General features: G+C 66.0%; 26 protein-coding genes. 14 read left to right on the top strand and 12 right to left on the bottom strand.

Annotation, left to right across the window (positions count from 1 at the left end):
- Positions 1–239: 239 nt before the first annotated feature.
- The 3 genes from ahcY to ACYVGS_RS05510 are packed head-to-tail and all read left to right on the top strand — an operon-like array spanning position 240 to position 3,211.
- On the top strand, positions 240–1,631 hold the full coding sequence (ahcY, locus tag ACYVGS_RS05520) for an adenosylhomocysteinase (RefSeq protein WP_460587662.1): 1,392 nt from the start codon (positions 240–242) through the stop codon (positions 1,629–1,631).
- A 9-nt stretch (positions 1,632–1,640) separates the two neighbouring features.
- Positions 1,641–2,468 (top strand): methylenetetrahydrofolate reductase, encoded by an 828-nt coding sequence (gene metF / locus ACYVGS_RS05515; protein ID WP_460587661.1) that lies wholly within the window; start codon positions 1,641–1,643, stop codon positions 2,466–2,468.
- Positions 2,468–3,211 (top strand): RsmE family RNA methyltransferase, encoded by a 744-nt coding sequence (locus ACYVGS_RS05510; RefSeq protein WP_460587660.1) that lies wholly within the window; start codon positions 2,468–2,470, stop codon positions 3,209–3,211. Before metF ends, ACYVGS_RS05510 begins: the two co-directional genes overlap by 1 nt.
- Positions 3,212–3,238: 27 nt before the next feature.
- Here ACYVGS_RS05510 and ruvX read toward each other — a convergent pair whose 3' ends face one another.
- The 4 genes from ruvX to gshB are packed head-to-tail and all read right to left on the bottom strand — an operon-like array spanning position 3,239 to position 6,108.
- Positions 3,239–3,691, bottom strand: coding sequence for a RuvX/YqgF family protein (ruvX, locus tag ACYVGS_RS05505; protein ID WP_460587659.1), 453 nt, complete (start codon positions 3,689–3,691; stop codon positions 3,239–3,241).
- The gene (locus ACYVGS_RS05500) at positions 3,684–4,274 is read right to left on the bottom strand and encodes a YqgE/AlgH family protein (RefSeq protein WP_460587658.1); all 591 of its coding nucleotides are present in this window, start codon (positions 4,272–4,274) and stop codon (positions 3,684–3,686) included. The genes ruvX and ACYVGS_RS05500 overlap by 8 nt, the downstream gene beginning before the upstream one ends.
- Positions 4,275–4,296: 22 nt before the next feature.
- Positions 4,297–5,151, bottom strand: coding sequence for an energy transducer TonB (locus tag ACYVGS_RS05495; RefSeq protein ID WP_460587657.1), 855 nt, complete (start codon positions 5,149–5,151; stop codon positions 4,297–4,299).
- Positions 5,152–5,157: 6 nt separating this feature from the next.
- A complete protein-coding gene (gshB, locus tag ACYVGS_RS05490) occupies positions 5,158–6,108 on the bottom strand; it encodes a glutathione synthase (RefSeq protein WP_460587656.1) in 951 nt (316 codons plus the stop codon).
- A 169-nt stretch (positions 6,109–6,277) separates the two neighbouring features.
- On the opposite strand from gshB, the gene ACYVGS_RS05485 reads away from it, so the two are divergent.
- The gene (locus tag ACYVGS_RS05485) at positions 6,278–7,465 is read left to right on the top strand and encodes a class I SAM-dependent RNA methyltransferase (RefSeq protein ID WP_460587655.1); all 1,188 of its coding nucleotides are present in this window, start codon (positions 6,278–6,280) and stop codon (positions 7,463–7,465) included.
- On the opposite strand, the gene ACYVGS_RS05480 is transcribed toward ACYVGS_RS05485, so the two are convergent.
- The gene (locus ACYVGS_RS05480) at positions 7,411–8,547 is read right to left on the bottom strand and encodes a PilT/PilU family type 4a pilus ATPase (RefSeq protein ID WP_460587654.1); all 1,137 of its coding nucleotides are present in this window, start codon (positions 8,545–8,547) and stop codon (positions 7,411–7,413) included. The two genes, ACYVGS_RS05485 and ACYVGS_RS05480, sit on opposite strands and share 55 nt — an antisense overlap.
- A gap of 19 nt (positions 8,548–8,566) precedes the next feature.
- Positions 8,567–9,601: a type IV pilus twitching motility protein PilT gene (locus ACYVGS_RS05475; protein WP_460587653.1), complete on the bottom strand. Its 1,035-nt coding sequence runs from the start codon at positions 9,599–9,601 to the stop codon at positions 8,567–8,569.
- Positions 9,602–9,678: 77 nt separating this feature from the next.
- Here ACYVGS_RS05475 and ACYVGS_RS05470 point away from each other — a divergent pair, with 77 nt between their 5' ends.
- The 8 genes from ACYVGS_RS05470 to hemW all read left to right on the top strand — a co-directional run bounded on the left by ACYVGS_RS05470 (position 9,679) and on the right by hemW (position 15,838).
- Positions 9,679–10,371, top strand: coding sequence for a YggS family pyridoxal phosphate-dependent enzyme (locus ACYVGS_RS05470; protein WP_460587887.1), 693 nt, complete (start codon positions 9,679–9,681; stop codon positions 10,369–10,371).
- 104 nt (positions 10,372–10,475) lie between these two features.
- A complete protein-coding gene (proC, locus tag ACYVGS_RS05465; RefSeq protein ID WP_460587652.1) occupies positions 10,476–11,291 on the top strand; it encodes a pyrroline-5-carboxylate reductase family protein in 816 nt (271 codons plus the stop codon).
- Positions 11,292–11,879, top strand: coding sequence for a YggT family protein (locus ACYVGS_RS05460; protein ID WP_460587651.1), 588 nt, complete (start codon positions 11,292–11,294; stop codon positions 11,877–11,879).
- Positions 11,880–11,886: 7 nt separating this feature from the next.
- Positions 11,887–13,023, top strand: a complete 1,137-nt coding sequence (gene metX, locus ACYVGS_RS05455) for a homoserine O-acetyltransferase (RefSeq protein WP_460587650.1) — start codon at positions 11,887–11,889, stop codon at positions 13,021–13,023.
- Positions 13,023–13,613 (top strand): class I SAM-dependent methyltransferase, encoded by a 591-nt coding sequence (gene metW, locus ACYVGS_RS05450; RefSeq protein WP_460587649.1) that lies wholly within the window; start codon positions 13,023–13,025, stop codon positions 13,611–13,613. The genes metX and metW overlap by 1 nt, the downstream gene beginning before the upstream one ends.
- 10 nt (positions 13,614–13,623) lie before the next feature.
- Positions 13,624–14,094, top strand: coding sequence for a DUF4426 domain-containing protein (locus ACYVGS_RS05445; protein WP_460587648.1), 471 nt, complete (start codon positions 13,624–13,626; stop codon positions 14,092–14,094).
- A gap of 2 nt (positions 14,095–14,096) precedes the next feature.
- Positions 14,097–14,693 carry a non-canonical purine NTP pyrophosphatase gene (gene rdgB / locus ACYVGS_RS05440; RefSeq protein ID WP_460587647.1) on the top strand — a complete coding sequence of 199 codons (597 nt, stop codon included), beginning with the start codon at positions 14,097–14,099 and terminating at the stop codon, positions 14,691–14,693.
- Positions 14,690–15,838, top strand: a complete 1,149-nt coding sequence (gene hemW, locus ACYVGS_RS05435) for a coproporphyrinogen-III oxidase family protein (RefSeq protein WP_460587646.1) — start codon at positions 14,690–14,692, stop codon at positions 15,836–15,838. Before rdgB ends, hemW begins: the two co-directional genes overlap by 4 nt.
- Positions 15,839–15,932: 94 nt before the next feature.
- Here the strand turns inward: hemW and trmB are convergent, their stop codons facing one another.
- The 6 genes from trmB to ftsY all read right to left on the bottom strand — a co-directional run bounded on the left by trmB (position 15,933) and on the right by ftsY (position 20,777).
- Positions 15,933–16,628 (bottom strand): tRNA (guanine(46)-N(7))-methyltransferase TrmB, encoded by a 696-nt coding sequence (trmB, locus tag ACYVGS_RS05430; RefSeq protein WP_460587645.1) that lies wholly within the window; start codon positions 16,626–16,628, stop codon positions 15,933–15,935.
- 4 nt (positions 16,629–16,632) lie between these two features.
- Complete coding sequence (locus tag ACYVGS_RS05425; protein ID WP_460587644.1) at positions 16,633–17,010, bottom strand: DUF423 domain-containing protein; 378 nt, start codon at positions 17,008–17,010, stop codon at positions 16,633–16,635.
- Positions 17,010–17,864 (bottom strand): RNA polymerase sigma factor RpoH, encoded by an 855-nt coding sequence (gene rpoH, locus ACYVGS_RS05420; RefSeq protein ID WP_460587643.1) that lies wholly within the window; start codon positions 17,862–17,864, stop codon positions 17,010–17,012. The genes ACYVGS_RS05425 and rpoH overlap by 1 nt, the downstream gene beginning before the upstream one ends.
- Before the next feature lie 113 nt (positions 17,865–17,977).
- On the bottom strand, positions 17,978–18,946 hold the full coding sequence (gene ftsX, locus ACYVGS_RS05415; RefSeq protein ID WP_460587642.1) for a cell division protein FtsX: 969 nt from the start codon (positions 18,944–18,946) through the stop codon (positions 17,978–17,980).
- Positions 18,943–19,608 (bottom strand): cell division ATP-binding protein FtsE, encoded by a 666-nt coding sequence (gene ftsE / locus ACYVGS_RS05410; protein WP_460587641.1) that lies wholly within the window; start codon positions 19,606–19,608, stop codon positions 18,943–18,945. The genes ftsX and ftsE overlap by 4 nt, the downstream gene beginning before the upstream one ends.
- Complete coding sequence (gene ftsY, locus ACYVGS_RS05405; protein WP_460587640.1) at positions 19,605–20,777, bottom strand: signal recognition particle-docking protein FtsY; 1,173 nt, start codon at positions 20,775–20,777, stop codon at positions 19,605–19,607. The genes ftsE and ftsY overlap by 4 nt, the downstream gene beginning before the upstream one ends.
- A gap of 86 nt (positions 20,778–20,863) precedes the next feature.
- Between ftsY and rsmD the strand changes: the two genes are divergently transcribed.
- Together rsmD and coaD are read left to right on the top strand one after the other, a co-directional pair.
- On the top strand, positions 20,864–21,472 hold the full coding sequence (gene rsmD, locus ACYVGS_RS05400; protein WP_460587639.1) for an RsmD family RNA methyltransferase: 609 nt from the start codon (positions 20,864–20,866) through the stop codon (positions 21,470–21,472).
- Positions 21,473–21,547: 75 nt separating this feature from the next.
- Entirely contained in the window at positions 21,548–22,033 is a 486-nt protein-coding gene (coaD, locus tag ACYVGS_RS05395) for a pantetheine-phosphate adenylyltransferase (protein WP_460587638.1), read from the top strand.
- The last annotated feature ends 50 nt before the right edge of the window (positions 22,034–22,083 follow it).

Here is a 22,083-nt window from a genome sequence, read left to right as displayed (position 1 = left end):
GAGCGCTACCGCTGCAGAAGCTGCGGAGGGCCGGGGCGCTGGTTGCCGCGCTGAAGGACCCTCGCTGGCCATGGACGGCCAGCGAGGAGCGTACAGGGATGTACTTGCAGCGTGTCCTGAAGCGCGGCAACCAGTGACCCGGCCCGGTGTGCTTACGAAGCCCGTGGCTGCGCAGAACGAGCGGAACAGATCACCAAACTGAATGACGACAAACAAACACGACTGACGAGGAACCGACCATGACCCAGGCAGAAACCATCACCACCCAGGGCGACTACAAGGTCGCCGACATCAGCCTCGCCGACTGGGGTCGCCGGGAGCTGGAAATCGCCGAAACCGAAATGCCCGCACTGATGTCACTGCGCGAAAAGTACAGCGACAGCAAGCCGCTGGCAGGCGCCAAGATCCTCGGCTGCATCCACATGACCATCCAGACCGGCGTCCTGATCGAGACCCTGGTCGCCCTGGGCGCCGAAGTGCGCTGGTCGTCCTGCAACATCTTCTCCACCCAGGACCACGCCGCCGCCGCCATCGCCGCCGCCGGTGTACCGGTGTTTGCCTGGAAGGGTGAAACCGAGGAAGAGTACGAGTGGTGCCTGGAGCAGACCATCCTCAAGGACGGCCAGCCCTGGGATGCCAACATGGTGCTCGACGATGGCGGCGACCTGACCGCCATGCTGCACGAGAAGTATCCCCAGGTGCTGGACCGCGTCCACGGCATTACCGAGGAGACCACCACCGGTGTGCATCGCCTGCAGGAAATGCTGCGCAAGGGCACCCTGAAAGTGCCGGCGGTCAACGTCAACGACTCGGTGACCAAGTCCAAGAACGACAACAAGTACGGTTGCCGCCACAGCCTGAACGACGCCATCAAGCGCGCCACCGACCACCTGCTCGCGGGCAAGAAGGCCCTGGTCATCGGTTACGGCGACGTCGGCAAGGGCTCGGCCCAGTCCCTGCGCCAGGAAGGCATGATCGTGCGGATCTCCGAGGTGGACCCGATCTGTGCCATGCAGGCCTGCATGGATGGCTACGAAGTCGTCTCTCCCTACCTCGACGGTATCAACACCGGCAGTGCCGAGGGCATCAACCGCGAACTGCTGGGCGCGATCGACCTGCTGGTCACCACCACCGGCAACTACAACGTCTGCGACGAGCACATGCTGCGCGCACTGAAATCGACCGCAGTGGTCTGCAACATCGGCCACTTCGACAATGAGATAGACACCGCCTTCATGCGTCGCAACTGGGTCTGGGAAGAGGTCAAGCCCCAGGTGCACAAGGTCTACCGGGACGACAGCCGCAGCGACTACCTGATCCTGCTTTCCGAGGGGCGCCTGGTGAATCTGGGCAACGCCACCGGCCACCCCTCGCGGATCATGGACGGCTCTTTCGCCAACCAGGTACTGGCGCAGATCTACCTCTACGAGCGCCGTTTCGCCGACCTGGAGCCGGAACTCCGCGAAGGCGCGCTGCGCGTGGAAGTGCTGCCCAAGAAACTGGACGAGGAAGTCGCCGCGCACATGGTCGCAGGCTTCGGCGGTGTGCTGACACGCCTGACCCAGCCCCAGGCAGACTACATCGGCGTGGCGGTAAGCGGTCCCTTCAAACCCGAAAGCTACAAGTACTGAGGGGCATTCATGACCGCCATCAGTTTCGAGTACTTTCCACCGAAAACCCCGGAGGGCCGCAGCAAGCTCCTGGAGTCCACGACGCCTGCCCTGCAGGCCCTGGGTCCGGCATTTTTCTCGGTCACCTACGGCGCCGGTGGCTCCACCCGGGACAACACCTTTGGTGTGGTCCAGGCCCTGCGCAAGCAGGGCCTGGATGTGGCGCCGCACCTGAGCTTCGGCGCCGATGACGCAGAGAGCATGGCCGCCCTGCTGGAACGCTATCGCGAACTGGGCGTCACCCGCCTGGTCGCCCTGCGCGGGGACATTCCCTCGGGCATGGGTGGCTCCGGTCAGCTGGTCTACGCCAGCGAGCTGGTGGCCTTCGTACGCGAGCGCACTGGCGATCACTTCCATATCGAAGTGGCGGCCTACCCGGAGATCCATCCCCAGGCGGAGAGCTACCAGAAGGACCTGCACTATCTGAAAGCCAAGCTGGATGCCGGCGCCAACAGTGCCATCACCCAGTATTTTTACAATGTCGAGGCCTATTTCTATTTCCTCGACCAGTGCGCCGCCATCGGTATCGACAAGCCGATTCACGCGGGCATCATGCCGATCACCAATTTCAACAACCTGGCGCGCTTTTCCCGCAACTGCGGCGCGGAGATCCCGCGCTGGATCTGCAAACGCATCGAAGGCTACGGCGACGACCAGGAGAGCATTCGCAAGTTCGGCATCGAAGTGGTGACCCAGCTCTGCCAGACCCTGGTGGATAACGGTGCCCCGGGCATCCACTTCTACACCATGAACCAGGTGGAGCCGACCCGGGAAATCTACCGCAACCTGGGCCTCTGATGCGCATTCCGCGAGTCTACAGCGAACAGAGTCTGGCACCCGGGGCGGATATCGCCCTGGAGGCCGGGCCCAGCCAGCACCTGTCTCGCGCACTGCGCCTGGGGGAAGGGGCCGCGGTACAGGTCTTCGACGGCCGGGGCAGCGAGTACCGCGCCAGCATCCGCGCCGTGGACCGCAAGTGCGTCCATCTGCACCTGGAAGCCCCGGTGGAGAACCACCTGGAATCCCCCCTGGACATCCACCTGGGCATCGGCATCTCCCGGGGAGAACGCTTCGACTGGGTGGTGCAAAAGGCCACCGAGCTGGGGGTGAGCGCCATCAGCCCGCTGTACACCGAGCGCGTGGAAGTGAAGCTGAAGGGCGAGCGGGAGCTGCGCAAGCAGCGGCACTGGCAACAGGTGGCGATCGCCGCCTGCGAACAGTGCGGCCGCAACAAGCTCCCGGTATTACACGAACCGCGACTCCTGGGCGACTGGCTGCGGGACGCCGCGGGCGAGCGACGCTTCGTGCTGCACCATCGCAGCGACACCGGTCTCTCCGATGCCAGCGCTCCCGCCAGCGTCAGCTTGCTGGTCGGGCCCGAAGGGGGGCTGACGGAGGCGGAAATCGCCCTGGCAGTCGGCGAAGGGTTCGAGGCACTGGCCCTCGGCCCGCGGGTACTGCGCACGGAAACAGCACCCGTCGCCGCTCTCGCCATCCTGCAGGCGCGCTGGGGCGACATGGGCATGCAGCCCGCCGGCTGAGGGAGGCTCCGACATCAGCGCCGGCGCTCAGTCCAGGCCCTGCTCCCGCAACCAGCCCATAAGAATCACTTCCGCCGCGTGGCTGTCCACCGGCGCAGCCCGGTAGTCGCCACGGTGGCCGCGCTCGCGCTGCGTCTGCTTGGCTTCAAAACTGCTGAGGCGCTCATCGGCCATGGCGACCGGCAGGCCGAACCGGCCGTGCAGGCGCCGGGCAAACTTGCGCGCCCGCTCCGCCAGGGGACTGACGCTATCGTCCATGTTCAGCGGGTCACCCACGATCAACAGGTCCGGCTGCCACTCCCCGAGCAACTTCTCGATATGCTGCCAGTCGGGAATCCCGTCCCGTGCCCGCAGCACGGTCAAGGCCTGGGCCGTGCCCAGGACCCGGTTGCCCACCGCCACGCCGATCTGGCGCAGACCGTAGTCAAAGGCCAGGAGGGTGACTGCTTTCGCGGCGACCGTCGTCGAAGGTTCAGGCATGCCCCGCCTGCGCCGAAATCAGGTTCATGTCGATGCCCAACCGCCCGGCGGCCGCAGACAGGCGCTGCTGCCAGGGCGTATGGAACAGGGTGTGACTGTCCGCCGGTACGGTGAGCCAGGCATTGTGCGAGAGCTCCTCCTCCAGCTGCCCGGCGGACCAGCCCGCGTACCCCAGGGCAATCAGGTAATCTTCGGGGCCCTCGTCCTCGGCGATGGCCCGCAGGATATCCCGGGAGGTGCTCAAGGTGATGTCGGGGGTAACCCGCAGGCTGGAATCCCACTCGGCAGCGCCGGCGCGGTGCAGGACAAAGCCGTGATCGATCTGCACCGGGCCGCCGGCAAACACGAGCTCCTGGGAAAAGTCGCGCCGCGGCGAAATGTCGAGGTGTTCGAAGATTTCCCCCACGTTCAGTTCCAGTGGCTGATTGATGATGATACCCATGGCGCCGCTTTCGCCGTGCTCGCAGAGGTAGGTGATGCTGTGCGCAAATATGCCCTCGTTCAGGCCGGGCATGGCAAGCAGGAAATGATCCCGCAGGCTGCTGCCACTCTGACTCGCGATGGGTGGAAGGGGTGCACTCATGTCAGTCACAATACCGCAGCATTCAGCCTGAGCTTAGCCGGTTTTCCTGGAAATGCCATGTGCGCACGATCTCCAGACGGTCGGTAGTAGCCTTGAGCGCCGGGGGAAAGGGCGCAAAGGGGGCCGCCATGCGCACGATCTTCAGCGCGGCCTCATCCAGCACCGCGTGGCCGGAGGAGCTGAGGACGCGGCTCTCCAGCAGCTGCCCCAGGTGGTCCACTACCACCAGCAGGCGCAGGCTGCCGTAGATGCCGTAGCGAATTGAAGCCTCGGGATAGTACTGGTTGCCCACGTTCTCGACCCGTCGCTCCCAGTCGTGCAGGTAGGCTGCATCGACCGCGGCGCGAGCGCTGGCTGCAGTGATCCGGCGTGTCCTCGGCGCCCTCGAGGCCTCCGCCTGAAACGACTCCTCGGGAGCATCGTTGAGGGACGCTTCCCGGGCCGGCAGCGGGGAGGCAATGCCCTGTCGTCCCTGGTCGAGGCGCGCCGCCGCACTGACGGTATCCCGGGCCTCCGGGGGCGGTAGGTCACTGCTGCGGGTCGTGATTACCTGACGGTTGTGCTGCTGCCGGGCATCCTGCTCGGCGCGTTGGGCCACCTGGCCGGCCGGCAGCGGCAGCGCCTGCCCCCCCGCGAGCCGCGAGTGCTCGGCCTGGTCGCCACTGCCCTGCTGGTGCTGCTGGGCCAGGTGGTCGGCCTGTTCCGGCGCAATATCGCTGCGAACCCGCGCCAGGGTAACCTCGAGCTGAGGCGCGTCGTAGGCCTCCTCCAGGGCGCTGAAGCCCAGCCCCAGCAAGAGAATCACATGCAGCGCCAGCGCCAGGAACAGGGCGATGGAAAAGCCGTCGCGCGGCTGTCGAGTGACCGCAGTAGCCATGGCTCGCTAGCGTCCGAGTTGCTCCTGGATACAGTCCATCAACTGGCCACCGATGTCCAGCTCGTAGGCACGGTCAATCTCGCGAATACAGGTCGGGCTGGTGACATTGATTTCGGTAAGATAATCGCCGATCACGTCCAGACCGACGAAGTAGAGCCCCTTTTCCCGCAGTGTGGGACCCACCTGCTCGGCGATCCAGCGATCGCGATCACTCAGGGGCTGCGCGCGACCGGTCCCCCCCGCCGCCAGGTTGCCGCGGGATTCCCCCACCGAAGGCACCCGGGCCAGACAGTAGGGCAACGGCTCGCCGTTGATCATCAGGATGCGCTTGTCGCCGTCGACGATCTCGGGGATATAGCGTTGGGCCATGATGCTCTTGCGCCCGTGCTCGGTCAGGGTCTCGAGGATCACCGACAGGTTGGGATCGCCCTCGCGCACCCGGAAAATGGCGGTACCGCCCATGCCGTCCAGGGGCTTGAAGATGACATCGCCGTGCTCCCGGTAGAAGGCCTTGAGCCGCGAGGCATCCCGGCTCACCAGCACCGGCGGGCAGCATTGGGGAAAGAGTGTGGCAAAGACCTTTTCGTTGCAGTCCCGCAGGCTCTGGCAGCGGTTGACCACCAGCGTGCCCCGGCGCTCGGCAGCCTCCAGGATGTAGGTGGCGTAGACATATTCATTGTCGAAGGGCGGATCCTTGCGCATCAGGATCACGTCGAGGTCCGCCAGGTCGACGTCCTGCGCGGGCTCCAGGTTGAACCAGGACTCCGGGTCGTGGAAGACCGTCAAGCGGGCCATGCGCGCCCGGGGCACGCCCTGTTCCAGGTAGAGGTCGCCAGGCTCCATGTAATGGAGCTGCCAGTCCCGCGCCTGGGCGGCCCAGAGCATGGCCAGCGTACTGTCCTTCTTGTAGTGGATGTCGGCAATGGGGTCCATGACGACCCCCAGCTTGATGCTCATGGGCGGGGCTTCCTGCGCACTGCGAAAAGAGCGGTCAACATACGCAAGCACCCGCGCTGGCGCAAGACTGCCGTGTACCGCGCCGATGCGAGTGTCGCGGCCGGGATCCGCCTCCACGCCTCTGTCATAATACGCGCCTGCCCCGATCTGCCGAAGCGAATGCCCCGCCATGCCCCGACTCCACGAACTGTTCACCGCCCGCGTTCGCGACCTCGCCTCCGATGGCAGCGGCATCGTGCCTCACCCGGATGGACAGGTGTTCTTTGTTCCCGGCGTCTGGCCCGGCGAATTCGCGCAGTTCCGTGTCAGCGGCTTCCGCAAGCGCCACGGCTTTGCCCAGCTGGTGGCCCTGGAGGAGGCCCACCCGGAACGCATGCAACCGCCCTGTGTACACCACGGGGTCGGCCCGGGGCACTGCGGCGGCTGCCCCTGGCAATTCATGAGCTACCCGGCCCAGCTGGCAGCCAAGGAAGCGCGCGTGCGGCAGGCGCTGGCGGGGCTCGGTCTGGATACTGCGGTGCGCCCGGTTCTGCCCTCCCCCTTGACACTCGGCTACCGCAATCGCGCGCAATTGAAAAGCGACGGCCAGAGCCTGGGCTATGTGGCAAGCAACAGCCGCCAGCTGGTGGATGTCCAGGACTGCCCCATTCTCAGCCGGCACAACCGCGAAACCCTGGCGACCCTGCGCGAGCGACTACCCGAGGCCGCCTGGCGACCAGCTCGCAAACAGGACTGGACCACCCTGGATATTGACGAAGACCTGGCGGTGGGTCAGGCATCGATCAACAGCCGGCGCCCCTTCCAGCAGGGCAACAGCGCCCAGAACCAGCGCATGCGGGACTGGCTGCGGCAAACCGTCGACGCCCTGCCCGGGGACTGGCCGGTGGTGGAATTGTTTGCCGGCTCGGGCAACTTCACCGAAGTACTCAGCGCCCGCGGGTTTGCGCACATACTGGCGGTAGAGGGGCAGGGAGAGGCCATCGACAGGCTCGCAGCCCGGAACCTGCCAGGGGTCAGGTCACTGGCCTGCAATTTGTTCCAGGCTGCAGGCCTGGCGCAAACCCGGCAGGCCCTGGCGAAACCGCGACTGCTGGTGCTGGACCCACCCCGGGACGGCTTTGCCCTGATGCCCGAGGCGCTGGCGGGCTGGAAATCCCTGGCGGTGGTCCTGTACATCGCCTGCGACGTCGCCACCTTCCGCCGGGATGTCCGCCACCTGCTCGAGGCCGGCTTTACTACCGAGGCCATCCAGCCCCTGGACCTGTTCCCCCACACGCCCCACGTGGAACTGATGGCGAGTTTTCAGCGCCCCATGAAGCGGCCGCGGTCGGCCTCGTCGAAGGACAGGTCCTCGTGAGCCTCGAAACCGCTGCGCCCCTTCTCGAACATCTTGATCGCCAGGCGCACTTCGTTGGCGGAGTCGGCGTAACGCAGCGCCTCTTCCACGCTGATGAGATTGTCCTTGTAGGACTGGATCAATGACTGGTCCAGGGTCTGCATGCCAAGCTCGGTGGACTTGGCCATCAGCTCCTTGATCAGGTGCACTTCGCCCTTGCGGATGTAGTCCTGCACCAGCGGCGTGTTGAGCAGGATCTCCACCACTGGCGTCCGCCCCTTGCCGTCCTTTCGCGGCAGTAACTGCTGGGCCACCATCGCCTTGAGGTTGAGGGACAGGTCCATCCACACCTGATGGTGAAGATCCGAGGGGAAGAAACTCAGGATGCGGTCCAGGGCCTGGTTGGCGTTGTTGGCGTGCAGGGTGCAGAGGCAGAGGTGGCCGGTCTCGGCAAAGGTCAGCGCCTGTGACATGGTCTCGGCGGAGCGCACTTCCCCGATCAGGATCACATCGGGCGCCTGGCGCAGGGTGTTCTTGAGGGCCACGTCAAAGGACTCGGTATCCACCCCCACTTCCCGCTGGGTCACCAGGCACTTGCCGTGCTCGTGGATGAACTCGATCGGGTCCTCGATACTGATGATGTGGCCGCGACTGTTCTGATTGCGGTAGCCGACCATGGCCGCCAGTGAGGTCGACTTGCCGGTGCCGGTGGCACCCACGAAGATCACCAGCCCGCGCTTGGTCATCGACAGGTCCTTGATGATCCGCGGCAGCCCGAGATCGTCGATTTCGGGAATCACCGTCTCGATGCGACGCAGCACCAGCTCGAAGCGACCGCGCTGCACCAGCGCGCTGGCGCGAAAGCGGCCAATATCATCCCGCGCCAGGGCAAAATTGCACTCCCGGGTGCGCAGGAACTCCTCCTGCTGGCTCTCGTTCATCGCCGAGAGCACCAGCGCCCGTGCCTCATCCTCACTGAGTCGATGGTCGCTGATCGGGTAGACCTGACCATCGACCTTGATCGCCAGCGGCGCTCCGGCAGTGATGAACCCATCCGACGCTTTCTTTTCAATTATGCTGCGCAGGAGATCTTCGATTCGCATGGCTGCTGCCCTCCGGGCCTCAGAAATTTTCCGGCATACGCGCCTTCTCGCGGGCGACATCGCGACTGACGATGCGCTTTTCCACCAATTGCAACAGGCTCTGGTCCATGGTCTGCATGCCCACCGCCTGACCGGTCTGGATCGCCGAGTACATCTGCGCCACCTTGTCTTCGCGGATCAGGTTGCGAATGGCCGAGGTGCCGCGCATGATCTCGTGGGCCGCGACCCGCCCTCCGTTGACGCGCTTGAGCAGCGTCTGGGATACCACCGCCTGCAGCGACTCGGAAAGCATGGAGCGAACCATGTCTTTCTCCGCGGCGGGAAAGACGTCAACCACCCGGTCGATGGTCTTGGCGGCGGAGGTCGTATGCAGCGTGCCGAACACCAGGTGACCGGTCTCGGCAGCCGTGAGGGCCAGGCGAATCGTCTCCAGGTCGCGCATCTCCCCCACCAGGATGATGTCCGGGTCCTCCCGCAGGGCGGAGCGGAGGGCCTCGGCAAAGCCCAGGGTGTCGCGGTGTACCTCGCGCTGGTTCACCAGGCACTTCTTGCTGTCGTGCACGAATTCGATCGGATCCTCGATGGTGAGGATATGCTCGTACTTGTGGTCGTTGATGTAGTCGATCATCGCCGCCAGGGTGGTCGACTTGCCCGAGCCGGTCGGGCCGGTCACCAGTACCAGCCCCCGGGGCATCATGCAGATATCGCGGAAGACCTGCCCCATGCCCAGGTCCTCCATGGTCAGGACCTTGGAGGGAATGGTGCGGAATACCGCGCCCGAGCCGCGGTTCTGGTTGAAGGCGTTGACCCGGAAGCGCGCCACGCCGGGGACTTCAAACGAGAAGTCCGTCTCCAGGAACTCCTCGTAGTCCCGGCGCTGCTTGTCGTTCATGATGTCGTAGATCAGGTCGTGGACCTGCTTGTGCTCCAGGGGCGGCAGGTTGATGCGGCGCACGTCGCCGTCGACCCGGATCATGGGAGGCAGACCCGCCGACAGGTGCAAGTCCGAGGCGCCCTGTTTGGCGCTGAAGGCGAGAAGCTCGGTGATATCCACAGTGTTCCTCCTGGAAACCGCTGCCACGTCCGGCGACTGTCTCGCCGGCGGGGACGCGAAACGCTACTATGCGCCCCATGGACGCGAAAACCCTACAGCACAACTATGCCCGGCTGCTCGAAAGAGTACGTCTCGCGGCGGAAAAATACCAGCGCCAGCCCGAGAGTGTTCGCATCCTCGCGGTTAGCAAGACCCGCAGTGCCGAAGAGATCCGCGAGGCCGCAGTCCTGGGCCTCCGCGCCTTCGGTGAAAACTACCTGCAGGAAGCCCGGGAAAAAATGGAGCAGCTGCGGGACCTGGACCTGGAGTGGCACTTCATCGGGCCGATCCAATCGAACAAGACCCGGCCCATCGCCGAGGCCTTCGACTGGGTGCACAGCGTGGACCGGGAGAAGGTGGCGCGCCGCCTCAGCGAGCAGCGCCCGCCGACCATGCCGCCACTGCAGGTCTGTCTGCAGGTGAATGTCTCCGGCGAAGCCAGCAAGGCGGGTGTGACCCCCGAGGCCCTGCCGGAGCTGGCCCGCGCCGTGGCAGCGCTGCCACGTCTGCAACTGCGCGGCCTGATGGCCATTCCGGCGGCAAGCGATGATGTCGACGCCCAGCGGCGCGCCTTTGCCGCCCTGCGCCACTGCCTGGAGGGCCTGCCGTCCGGGCTGGATACCCTGTCCATGGGAATGTCCGGCGACCTGGAAGCGGCCATTGCCGAGGGCTCCACCCTGGTGCGCATCGGCACCGACCTGTTCGGCCCGCGCCCGCGTCCAGCGGGCTGACAGAGAGCTCCGCGGGCGGCCCGGAAGGGACCGACAACGGATGATTTTGCCCGCGGCCGCCGTGTATACTGGCCTATTTGCAAGCTCACGGGATAGGTGACTTCTTGGCGACTGCAACCCTGACCTTTATCGGCGCCGGCAACATGGCCGCCAGCATTCTCGGCGGCCTCCTCGCCAGCGGCTATCCGGCGACATCGCTGCGTGCCGCCGACCCCCTGCCGGCCAGCCACGAGCGGCTGCGCCAACTGGGTAACCTGGCGCTGTACAGCGACAATGCCGAGGCCTGTACCGGCAGCGACGTGGTCGTACTGGCGGTCAAGCCGCAGATCATGGATCAGGCCATGGCCGAGATCCGCGAGGCCGTGGCCAGCACCGGGGCCCTGGTTATCTCGATCGCGGCGGGCACCACCCTGGGAACCATTCAAGCTGCCCTCGGCGAGCAGACCCCGGTCGTGCGCTGCATGCCCAACACGCCGGCGCTGGTGGGTGCCGGTGCCACCGCACTCTACGCCAGCCCGCAGGTCTCCAGCGCCCAGCGCAAGCTGGCGGAGACCGTGCTCGGCGCCGTCGGCATTACCCGCTGGGTACCCCGGGAGACGGACCTGGACGCCGCCACCGCACTCTCCGGCAGCGGCCCGGCGTATTTCTTCCTGTTTACCGAGGCCATGATCAACGCCGCCTGTGACATGGGTCTGGATCGCGAGACCGCCACCGCCCTGGCGCAGCAGACAGCCCTGGGCGCTGCCCGCATGGCGCTGGAGGGTGACGCCGACCTGATGGAGCTGCGGCGACGGGTCACCAGCCCCGGCGGCACCACCGAGCGCGCCGTGGAATGCTTCGAACACGAGGGCCTGCGCGAACTGGTCAATCACGCCATGGACGCTGCCCGGCAGCGCGCCGAAGAAATGGGAGCGAGCTGAGTGGGGGCCTTCAACGAAATCTTCGCCTACCTGATCCAGACGCTCATTCACCTGGCACTGTTTGCTGTGCTCCTGCGTTTCATCCTCCAGGCCGTGCGGGCAGACTTCTACAACCCCATCAGTCAGTTCGTGGTGCGCGTGACCAACCCCCTCGTCCTGCCCCTGCGCCGGGTAGTCCCGGGCCTGGCCGGCCTGGACATGGCCTCCCTGCTACTCGCACTGCTGCTGCAGTTGCTGGCCATCATCAGCATGCTGCTCCTGTACCGCGCCGGGCTGCCCAACATCGGGGTGTTGCTGGCCTGGGCCAGCGTCGGCCTGGTCGGCCTGGTGGTCAACATCTACTTTTTTGCCCTGTTGGCCATGATCATTCTGAGCTGGGTCGCAGGCGGGTCGCGCCATCCCGCGATTATTCTCCTCTACCAGGTTACCGAGCCGGTCATGGCCCCCTTCCGCCGGCTGCTGCCCACGGCAGGCGGGCTGGACTTCTCGCCGATCCTGGTATTCATCCTGATCAACGTGATCCAGATCGCCCTGCGCCATCTCGCCGCGGGCATGGGTCTGCCACCGGCCCTGGTCATCGGCCTCTGAGTACGCCATGAAATCCGACAGTGTCGGCATTGTCACCCCGCAGTGTGCTGAGTTCGATCAGCCCCTGACCCTCGCCTGCGGGCGGGTGTTGCCGCGTTACCAACTGATCTATGAGACCTACGGCACGCTGAACGCCGAGGCCAGCAATGCCGTACTCATCTGCCATGCCCTGAGCGGCCACCACCACGCCGCCGGCTACCACAGTGACGAGGATCGCAAGCCCGGTTGGTGGGAGGCCTGCATTGGCCCGGGCAAACCCATCGATACCAACCGCTTTTTCGTGGTCAGCCTGAATAACCTCGGCGGTTGCCACGGCTCCACCGGGCCCGCCAGCATCAACCCGGAAACCGGCGAACCCTGGGGCCCCGACTTCCCACCCCTGCGGGTTCGCGACTGGGTGCACAGCCAGGCGCGCCTGGCCGACCGCCTGGGCATTCACACCTGGGCCGCGGTCATCGGCGGCAGCCTGGGCGGCATGCAGGCCATGCGCTGGGCACTGGAATACCCGGATCGCGTCCGCCACTGCGTAGTCATTGCCTCCGCCATGCGCCTGAGCGCCCAGAACATCGCTTTCAACGAGATCGCCCGCCAGGCCATCCAGTCGGACCCCGACTATGCCGAAGGCCACTACCTGAAAGCCGACAAGGTCCCCGCGCGCGGGCTGTCCCTGGCGCGCATGGTCGGCCACATCACCTATCTGTCGGACAATGCCATGGCGAGCAAATTCGGTCGCGACCTGCGCAGCGGCAGCCTGGAGCTGGGGGACGAGGACCAGGCGGAATTCCAGGTCCAGAGCTACCTGCGCTACCAGGGCAGCCGCTTTTCCGGCAGCTTCGACGCCAACACCTATATCCTGATGACGCGGGCCCTGGACTGGTTCGACCTGGCCCGGGAGTACGGCGATGACCCGGTGGCGGCGTTCCGGCATGCCCGCTGCAGCTTCCTGGTAATCTCCTTTTCCACGGACTGGCGCTTCTCGCCGCATCGCTCCCGGGAAATCGTCGATGCCCTGATCGCCGCCGACCGCCCGGTCAGCTACGCGGAGATCGAAGCGGACGAGGGCCACGATGCCTTCCTGATGCCCATCCCCCGCTACCTGGACACTTTCGCCGCCTGGATGCGGCGCGTGGGAGAACACCGCTGATGCGCCTCGACCTGACCCATATCCAGCGCTGGATTACACCGGGCTCCCGGGTACTCGACCTGGGCTGTGGCGAAGGTGAATTCCTGCAGCGGCTGCAGCAGGAACGGGGGGTGCGCGGCCTGGGGCTGGAGATCAATCCGGAGAAGATCACCCGGGCCCTCGGGCGCGGCCTGGACATCGTCGAGCAGGACATGGACGCCGGCCTGGGCAACTTCCCCGACCACAGCTTCGACACGGTGGTCATGGCCCACGCCCTGCAGGCGGTGCACTACCCGGACCGGGTGCTGGAGGAAATGCTGCGTATCGGTCACCAGGGTATCGTGACCTTCCCCAATTTCGGCCACTGGCTGTGCCGCGTCCACCTGGGCACCCGCGGTCGCATGCCGGTCTCCAAATTCATGCCCTACCACTGGTACGACACCCCCAACATCCACTTCTGCACGGTGAAGGATTTCGAGGCCCTGTGCGAGGCGCGGGGCATCCGCATCCTGGCCCGGGACATGGTCGGCAACACCGCAGGCAGGCCGATGCTGGCCAGCGCATGGCCCAACCTGTTTGCCCTCACCGCCATCTACCTGATCAGCCGCTGAGGTACCCGCCGTGAAGCCATTGCCCCTGACACTTCTCGAACGCCAGCGCTGGCTGGCCCCGTTTGCCTGCCTGCTGGCGCTACTTGCCCTGCCGGCCCAGGCCCAGCTATCCGAGCGCTACGGGCCCTATGAACTGCACTACAGCGTGGTCAATACCAGTTTCCTGGCACCGGAGATTGCCGCCCGCTACCAGCTCACCCGGGGCCGAAACTACGCCATCCTCAACCTGGCAGTTCGCGAACACCTGGACGACGGCAGCACCGAGGCACGCTCCATGCGCCTGCAGGGCAGCGCAACCGACCTGCTGAACAAGCAGCAGACCCTCGAGTTCCAGGAGATCCGCGAGGGGCCGGCCATCTACTACATCGCCGAGTTCCGCTTCATCGACGAGGAATGGCTGCGTTTCGAAGTGGACTTCCGCCCCGAGGGCGCCTCCCGCAGCTACCGCTTTGAACTGCGCAAACAGCTCTACGAGAACTGAAAATGAGCGACACCACGATTGTCCTGGCCAGTGGCAACGCTGGCAAACTGGCCGAACTGCAGCGAATTCTGGCCCCCCTGGGTGTAACCCTGCGCCCACAATCCGACTACCGCATGCCCGAGGTCGAAGAAACCGGGCTGACCTTTGTCGAGAATGCCTTGCTCAAGGCCCGCGCCGCGGCCGCCCACAGCGGGCTGCCGGCGATTGCCGACGACTCCGGCCTGGAGGTCGATGCCCTGCAGGGCGCGCCGGGTATCCGCTCCGCCCGCTACGCGGAGGGTGGCGATGCCGCCAATAACGCGAAGCTGCTGGAGGCCCTGGACGGGGTGCCGGAATCCGGGCGCACTGCGCGCTACCAGTGCGTGCTGGTTTATTTGCGCCACCCCGCAGACCCGACCCCCCTGATCTGCAACGGCAGCTGGGAAGGCCGCATCCTGGCGGCGCCACGGGGCGATGGCGGCTTCGGCTATGACCCACTGTTCTGGGTTCCGGAGTGTGGCTGCAGCGCCGCCGAGCTGGACGCCGCCGAGAAAAACCGCATCAGCCACCGCGCGCGCGCCAGTGCGGCCCTGCTGGAGGCCCTGGGTCAGCGCCAATGAGCCTGCCCGAACTGCCGCCGCTCGGCCTGTATATCCACCTGCCCTGGTGCGAGCGCAAGTGCCCCTACTGCGACTTCAACTCCCACGAGCGCGAAAACCTGCCCGAGCAGGCCTATGTCGAGGCGCTGCTGCGGGACCTGGAAAACGACTTGCCCCTGGCCCAGGGCCGCAGCGTCCGGACCCTGTTCATTGGCGGCGGTACCCCGAGCCTGTTCAGCGCCGGCGCCATTCGCACCCTGCTGCAGGGCATTGCCGCGCGCCTGCCACTGGCCGAGGATCTCGAGGCCACGCTGGAAGCCAATCCCGGTAGCGCCGAAGCCGCGCGTTTCGCCGGCTACCGGGAAGCGGGCATCAACCGGTTATCCCTGGGCATCCAGTCCTTCGGCAATCACCAACTGCGGGCACTCGGCCGGATTCACGACAGCGACCAGGCCCACGCAGCCATTCTCGCGGCCCGCGAGGCCGGCTTTTCCCGCCTCAATCTGGACCTGATGCACGGTCTGCCCGGCCAGACCGAGGCGGATGCCCTGGCCGACCTGCGCCAGGCCCTGGATTACAACAGCGGCCACCTGTCCTGGTACCAGCTCACCATCGAGCAGAACACGGTATTCCACAAGCATACCCCGCTTTTGCCGGTGGAGGATGCCCTGGCCGACATCCAGGACGCCGGCGAGGGCCTGCTGCAAGGCGCCGAGCTGGAAAATTACGAGGTGTCCGCCTGGGCGCTTCCGGGCCACGCCTGCCGGCACAACCGCAATTACTGGACCTTCGGCGACTACCTGGGCATTGGTGCGGGCGCCCACGGCAAGATCAGCCATCCCGATGGCCGCATTCAGCGCTACGCGAAAAAGCGACAGCCAGAGGCCTATCTGTCGGCCACCGGGGGCGAGCATCGGGCGCGACAGGACTGGCTGGAGCAGGAAGCCCTGCCGGGCGAGTATCTACTCAACGCCCTGCGACTGCGGGAGGGCTTTCTGCTGGCGGACTACCGGGCGCGCACGGGTCTGGACCGGGACTCCCTGCAACCGGCCCTGGACACCATGCTGGCGCGGGGCCTGCTGGCGGAAAACCCGGATACGGGCAATATCCGCGCCACCCCCCTGGGGCGGCGCTTCCTCGATTCGGTGATTGCCGAGTTTCTCTAGCTTCGGGCGTTAGCGTTGGGGTTCGGGTAGAGCTCCGTGGGGCCGGCCGCGCAAGGCGGCGCACCGCAGGCTTACCGTGCCGGCGCCAGGACGCCTAGACACGCCGGAACAACAAATCCCAGACCCCGTGACCGAGCCGCTCGCCCCGGGCCTCGAACTTGGTCAGGGGCCGGTGATCCGGACGCGGCGCGTACTCGCCGGCCCCGGCGGTATTCTCCAGCCCCGGCGTGGCAGACAGCACGTCGAGCATCTGCTCGGCGTAGTTCTCCCAGTCCGTCGCCAGGTGCAGGATGCCGCCCGGCTTGAGATAGGTGACCAGTGAGGCGGTGAAGGAGGGCTGGATCAGGCGACGCTTGTGATGGCGCTTCTTGTGCCAGGGATCGGGGAAGAATATCTGGATGGTATCCAGAGAGCCCGGGGGAATACAGTCGCGCAGGACCTCGACGGCGTCGTGGCAGTAGACGCGGATATTCTCCACGCCGCGCTCTTCCATCAGGTGCAGCAGCTTGCCGACCCCCGGACGGTGCACTTCCACGCCGATGAAATCCGTGTCCGGCGCTGCCGCGGCCATTTCCACCAGGGACTGGCCCATGCCAAAGCCGATCTCGAATACCCGGGGTGCCTCCCGCCCGAAAACCTGAGGATAATCCAGCAGACCGTCCCGGTGCTCGAGACCAAAGCGCGGCCAGCCGTGCTCAAGGCCGCGCTGCTGGGCATCGGTCATGCGACCGTGGCGCAGGACAAAACTGCGGATGGCTCGCCGTTGTCCGGCGTCGGGGGCGTCGTTCATGGTTTCAGGGAAACAGTTTCCAGCTGGCGGCGGCCAGGCAGCCCCAACCGGCGATAAAGGCGAGGCCGCCGAGGGGCGTCACCGCCCCCAGCCAGCGCTGGCCAGTCAGTGCCAGCAGGTAGAGGCTGCCGGAAAAGACCAGCAACCCGCAGAGAAACAGCCAGCCGCTGCTGCGCAGCAGGGCGATACCGGGATACTGCAGGGCAATGATGCCGACAGCCAGCAACGCCAGGGAGTGGGTGAAGTGATACTGGACCGCGGTTTCGAACACGCCCAGGGCATAGTCGTCCAGGCGCGCCTTCAGGGCGTGGGCACCAAAGGCGCCAAAGACGACCGCCAGGAGGCCACTGATCGCGGCGGTGGCAATGAATTGCGGGCCCATCAGGCGACCATTGCCGCCCGCAGTTTTTTCATGGCGTTCTGCTCCAGCTGACGAATGCGCTCGGCGGAAACCGAGTACTTGGCCGCCAGCTCGTGCAGTGTCGCCTTGCTCTCCGCGAGCCAGCGCTGGGCCAGGATGTCGCGGCTGCGCTCGTCGAGGCCATCCAGGGCCAGGTAGAGCTTCTCCTCGCTGCTCTCCTGCCAGTCGTCGGACTCAACCGCCACGGCCGGATCCGAACGTTGATCCTCCAGGTAGTACTGCGGGGCCTGCCAGCTGTCCTCGTCATCGCTGTCCACCGGCGCGTCAAAAGCCAGGTCGCGGCTGCTGAGACGGCCTTCCATACGCTGCACTTCGGCGACGTCCACCCCCAGCTCGCTGGCCACCGCCTGGGCCTCCTCACTGGTCAACCAGGCGAGGCTTTTTTTCGCACTGCGCAGATTGAAGAACAGTTTGCGCTGGGCCTTGGTCGTGGCCACCTTCACGATGCGCCAGTTGCGCAGAATGAATTCGTGCATTTCGGCCTTGATCCAGTGCACCGCAAAGGAGACCAGGCGGACGCCCTTCTCGGGATTGAAGCGGCGTACCGCCTTCATCAGGCCGACATTGCCCTCCTGGATCAGGTCGGCCTCGGCGAGGCCGTAGCCGGAATAGCTGCGCGCGATGTGCACCACGAAACGCAGGTGAGACATCACCAGCTCCCGGGCCGCTTCCAGGTTGTCGTTGTAGTAGAGGTCCTCCGCCAGCTCGCGCTCGCGCTCGGGTGTGAGCAGTGGAATGCTGCTGACCGCCTGCACATAGGCGGTCAGATTGGCCCCCGGTGCCATCTGGTAGAGGGGCTGCAGGGTCTTGCTCATGCGATCTTCTCCATCTGTCATGGCGCTAGTTTAGCACTCCTGTTATTAGAGTGCTAACCCCGGAAAAGTTCCCTGGCCAGGCATTTTTATTCAGGCATATCAGTGACTTGGGCTTAAGATGGCTCTATGTCGCCGAGATGCCGGGAGACCGCCAGCCAGGCGCCGGCCAGGCCCAGCACCGCACCCAGCAGGACCAGGTAGGGAATCGCCATCGGCTCGGGTCCCAGGGGGGATGACCGCGCGCCGTAGAGTGCCGCTAGCTCGGTCGCGGCGGGCCCGACCAGGGCAAAAACCGCTACCACCAGCAGGCCCGCGCAGAGTCCGCCGCCGACCCCGTACCAGAGGCCGGTGTAAAGAAACGGTCGCCGCACGAACGCATCGCTGCCACCGACCAGCTTGACCACCAGGATTTCCTCGCGGCGACTCTCGATCGCCAGCCGCAGCGTGTTGCCCAGGATCAGCACCACGCCCAGCAACAGCAGGCCACCCAGCACCCATACCACCCGACGTCCCAGGTCGGTGAGTTGCTGCAGTCGCGCCAGCCAGGCGCTGTCCAGGACCGCCTCCGCGACACGCTCGTCCCGCAGCAGGCGCGCTCGCAGCTGTGCAGCCTGCTCCGATGCCGCCGGCGCCACCAGCAGCAGGTGCGGCAGGGGATTCTGCTCCAGACCATCCAGCACGTCGGCAAAACCGCTGAGCTCGCGAAATTCCACCAGGGCATCATCGCGGGACAAAAAATCCACCCGGGCTACGGCGGGTAATGCCTCCAGCTCCTCGCGCCAGGCCAGGGCAGCCTCCTCGCTGACACTCTCCCGCAGGAAGAGGGAGATGCGGTCGGGAGCCTGCCAGTCGCCGCTCAGCTGGCGGAATTCTTCCAGTGCCTGGGCGAGAACCGCGGGCAGAGCGAGCACGATACCGATGGCGAGGCAGGTCAGAAGGCTGCCCAGGGGCCGCGCCAGCAGGCGGCCAAGGCTGTCAGCGGCAGAATCCCGGTGATGACTCAGCCAGGCGCGGCCGCGATCCAGCAAGCCCGCGCGGCTGCTGATGGCGCCGTCCCGGCGCAGGACGCGCTCGCGACTCACGGGCCTCCGCTCCCCACCAGGCGCCCCTCGCGCAGTGTGAGGATGCGGTGGTGCAGGCGGGAAATCAGCGTCAGGTCGTGGCTGGCAATCAACACGGTTACCCCGACCCGGCTGAAGGCCTCGAACAACTGCATGATCTCCGCGGAAAGGGCCGGGTCGAGGTTGCCGGTGGGCTCGTCCGCCAGCAGAATCCGCGGGCGCCCCACCACCGCCCGGGCGATGCCCACCCGCTGCTGCTCGCCACTGGACAGGCTGACCGGCAGCGCCCGCTCCCGCGGTAACAGGCCGACCTTGTCCAGGGCAGCGCGCACCCGGCGACCAATTTCGCGATGATCGTGACCGGCAATGACCAGGGGCAGCGCGACATTGTGGAACACATTGCGGTCCATCAGCAGCTGGTGATTCTGGAACACCACGCCGATATCGCGGCGGTGCCGGGGAATGCCGCGGCGACCGACCCGGGCCAGGTCGCGCCCATCCACCGTGACACGACCGCGAGTGGGACGTTCCATCAGCATGATCAGGCGCAGCAACGTACTCTTGCCGGCGCCGGAATGGCCAGTGAGAAACACCAGTTCATCGGGGCGGATCTCGAAGCTGACCTCGCTGAGGGCATCGCGGCCCTCAGCGTAACGCTTGCTGACCCGCTCGAAGGTGATCATCCGCGCGCTTCGTCGCTCCCGAACAGGGCGCGAATGAAGGGCTCGGCGGCGAAGGGCCGCAGGTCTTCCGCGGTCTCGCCGATACCGATATAGCGGATCGGCAGGCCCAGCTTGCGAGCAATGGCGAAGATCACGCCGCCCTTGGCGGTCCCGTCCAGCTTGGTCAGGGTCAGGCCAGTGACACCCACGACCTCCTGGAACTGGCTGGCCTGGGCCAGCGCGTTCTGGCCGGTGCCGGCATCCAGCACCAGCATCACCTCGTGGGGTGCCCCGGCATCCAGTTTGCCCATGACCCGGACCACCTTGCGCAACTCCTCCATCAGGTTGTCCTTGTTGTGCAGCCGCCCGGCGGTATCGGCAATCAACACATCCACCCCGCGCGCCTGAGCCGCCTGCAGGGCATCGTAAATCACCGAGGCACTGTCGGCCCCGGTGTGCTGGGCGATTACTGGCACCTGGTGACGATCCCCCCAGGCCTGCAGCTGTTCCACGGCGGCGGCGCGGAAGGTGTCCCCCGCCGCCAGCATTACCGAGCGCCCCTCGGACTGGAAACGACGCGCCAGCTTGCCGATGGTGGTGGTCTTGCCCACCCCGTTGACCCCCACCATGAGAAGCACGTAGGGCTTTTTGCCCCCCACGTCCAGCGGTTGCTCGCAGGGCTGCAACAGCGCCAGCAACTCTTCCTGCAAGGCGGCCTGCAGCGCCTCGGGGCGCGTCAGCTCCTTGCGCGAAACGCGCCGTGTCAGGTGCTCGATGATCTCCATGGTGGCGTCGACGCCGACATCCGCCATCAGCAGCGTCGACTCCAGTTCCTCCAGGAGCTCGGCATCGATTTCCTTGCGCCCCAGGAACAGGTTGCCGATCCCCTCCGCGAGATTCTCGCTGGTCCGGCTCAATCCGCGCTTCAGACGCGCGAACAAGCCGCCACTCTTGCCGGTCTCGCGGGGCTCCTGTGCCGCCACGGCGGCTTCGGGCCGCGTCTCTTCCACCTCGGGCACCGCACTCGTCTCGGGCACAACCGCGCTGGTTGCCGGTACTGCGGCCGCTTCCACCGCCGCCTCCGCGCGCTCGGGGGATTCGGCTGCCTCGGCGCCCGGCTCAACCTGGGGGGCCGCCTCGGCGGCCCGATCTGCCTCAGGCCGGGATTTCTTGCGTCTGAAAAACTTCATGGCTCTCGCGTCGTGGAATGGCGAAACATCAGGGCGTGGGAAACGCGGTATCCTACCACTGTTGCAGAAAGCGGAGAAATTTCCCGGTGGGCAGACAATCCCGACACACAGCAGGCCGCAGGACGCCGTCGACCGTTGGCGGGCGCGGCGAGCTGCGCATTATCGGCGGGCGCTGGCGGGGTCGGCGGCTGAGCTTTCACGCGGCACCGGGGCTGCGCCCGACCACTGACCGGGTTCGGGAAACCCTGTTCAACTGGCTGATGGGGGACGTGCTCGGCGCACGTTGCGCGGACCTCTTCTGTGGCAGTGGCGCACTCGGGCTGGAAGCCCTGTCACGGGGGGCCGAGCACTGCGATTTTGTCGACCGCGAGCCCGGAGCCATCCGGCAGTTGGAACAGCATCTGCGTACCCTGGAAGCCGAAAAGGCGGGCCAGTGCCACGGCGGCAGCGCCGAGGCCTTTGTCGCCGCGGCCGCCGGCCCGTGGGACATTGTCTTCGTCGACCCGCCCTTCGGCGCTGGACTGGTGCAGCCAATCTGCGACCTGCTGGCTCAACACGACTGTCTGTCCGCCGGCGCCTGCGTCTACGTGGAGACCGCCCGGGAGGAGCCCGCCCCCACAGTGCCCCCGAGCTGGCAACTGCACCGGGAAAAGCATGCCGGGGGTGTCACCAGCCGGCTGTACCGGCTGGACTGAGCGGAGTGGCTGCATTGCACCTGCACCGGGGACTGTTTACCATCCGCCCCTTGCAGACCCGGCAGCGAGCAGCCCATGAAAACCCAGACGGTCATTTACCCCGGCACCTTCGACCCGATCACCAATGGCCACGTTGACCTCACCGAGCGCGCCGCGCGCCTGTTTGGCCGCGTGGTGCTGGGGATTGCCCACAGCGAGAAAAAAACACCACTGTTCAGCCTGGAGGAGCGTGTTGAGCTGTGTCGCGCATCCCTGGCCCACCTGGACAACGTGGAGGTGGTGGGCTTCAGCAACCTGCTGATTGATTTCGCCCGCAGCCAGGGATCACGCTGTGTGCTGCGCGGCCTGCGGGCGGTGGCGGACTTCGAGTACGAATTTCAGCTGGCGAACATGAACCGGGCCATGGATCCGGAATTTGAAAGCGTCTTCCTCACCCCGGCAGAGCACCTGTCCTACATTTCTTCATCGCTGGTGCGGGAAATTGCCTCACTGCAGGGCGATATCAGCAGCTTCGTGCCGGCTCCGGTCGCAGAGGCCCTGCAGGCACGCTTCCGCGGCTGAACCTATCATTGCCCCGGCGTGACCCGGGAGCTCGCGCGCTGCAGCTCCCG

It is taken from the genome of Haliea atlantica, assembly GCF_054779855.1.
Note: the sequence above shows the minus strand (reverse complement) of the source record. Positions and strands in the feature narration are given on the sequence as shown.

Excerpts from the sequence above, each read along its gene's own strand:
- ahcY (WP_460587662.1), top strand. The coding sequence starts at position 240 with ATGACCCAGGCAGAAACCATCACCACCCAGGGCGACTACAAGGTCGCC.
- metF (WP_460587661.1), top strand. The coding sequence starts at position 1,641 with ATGACCGCCATCAGTTTCGAGTACTTTCCACCGAAAACCCCGGAGGGC.
- ACYVGS_RS05510 (WP_460587660.1), top strand. The coding sequence starts at position 2,468 with ATGCGCATTCCGCGAGTCTACAGCGAACAGAGTCTGGCACCCGGGGCG.
- ruvX (WP_460587659.1), bottom strand. The coding sequence starts at position 3,691 with ATGCCTGAACCTTCGACGACGGTCGCCGCGAAAGCAGTCACCCTCCTG.
- ACYVGS_RS05500 (WP_460587658.1), bottom strand. The coding sequence starts at position 4,274 with ATGAGTGCACCCCTTCCACCCATCGCGAGTCAGAGTGGCAGCAGCCTG.
- ACYVGS_RS05495 (WP_460587657.1), bottom strand. The coding sequence starts at position 5,151 with ATGGCTACTGCGGTCACTCGACAGCCGCGCGACGGCTTTTCCATCGCC.
- gshB (WP_460587656.1), bottom strand. The coding sequence starts at position 6,108 with ATGAGCATCAAGCTGGGGGTCGTCATGGACCCCATTGCCGACATCCAC.
- ACYVGS_RS05485 (WP_460587655.1), top strand. The coding sequence starts at position 6,278 with ATGCCCCGACTCCACGAACTGTTCACCGCCCGCGTTCGCGACCTCGCC.
- ACYVGS_RS05480 (WP_460587654.1), bottom strand. The coding sequence starts at position 8,547 with ATGCGAATCGAAGATCTCCTGCGCAGCATAATTGAAAAGAAAGCGTCG.
- ACYVGS_RS05470 (WP_460587887.1), top strand. The coding sequence starts at position 9,679 with ATGGACGCGAAAACCCTACAGCACAACTATGCCCGGCTGCTCGAAAGA.
- metX (WP_460587650.1), top strand. The coding sequence starts at position 11,887 with ATGAAATCCGACAGTGTCGGCATTGTCACCCCGCAGTGTGCTGAGTTC.
- metW (WP_460587649.1), top strand. The coding sequence starts at position 13,023 with ATGCGCCTCGACCTGACCCATATCCAGCGCTGGATTACACCGGGCTCC.
- rdgB (WP_460587647.1), top strand. The coding sequence starts at position 14,097 with ATGAGCGACACCACGATTGTCCTGGCCAGTGGCAACGCTGGCAAACTG.
- hemW (WP_460587646.1), top strand. The coding sequence starts at position 14,690 with ATGAGCCTGCCCGAACTGCCGCCGCTCGGCCTGTATATCCACCTGCCC.
- trmB (WP_460587645.1), bottom strand. The coding sequence starts at position 16,628 with ATGAACGACGCCCCCGACGCCGGACAACGGCGAGCCATCCGCAGTTTT.
- ACYVGS_RS05425 (WP_460587644.1), bottom strand. The coding sequence starts at position 17,010 with ATGGGCCCGCAATTCATTGCCACCGCCGCGATCAGTGGCCTCCTGGCG.
- rpoH (WP_460587643.1), bottom strand. The coding sequence starts at position 17,864 with ATGAGCAAGACCCTGCAGCCCCTCTACCAGATGGCACCGGGGGCCAAT.
- ftsE (WP_460587641.1), bottom strand. The coding sequence starts at position 19,608 with ATGATCACCTTCGAGCGGGTCAGCAAGCGTTACGCTGAGGGCCGCGAT.
- ftsY (WP_460587640.1), bottom strand. The coding sequence starts at position 20,777 with ATGAAGTTTTTCAGACGCAAGAAATCCCGGCCTGAGGCAGATCGGGCC.
- coaD (WP_460587638.1), top strand. The coding sequence starts at position 21,548 with ATGAAAACCCAGACGGTCATTTACCCCGGCACCTTCGACCCGATCACC.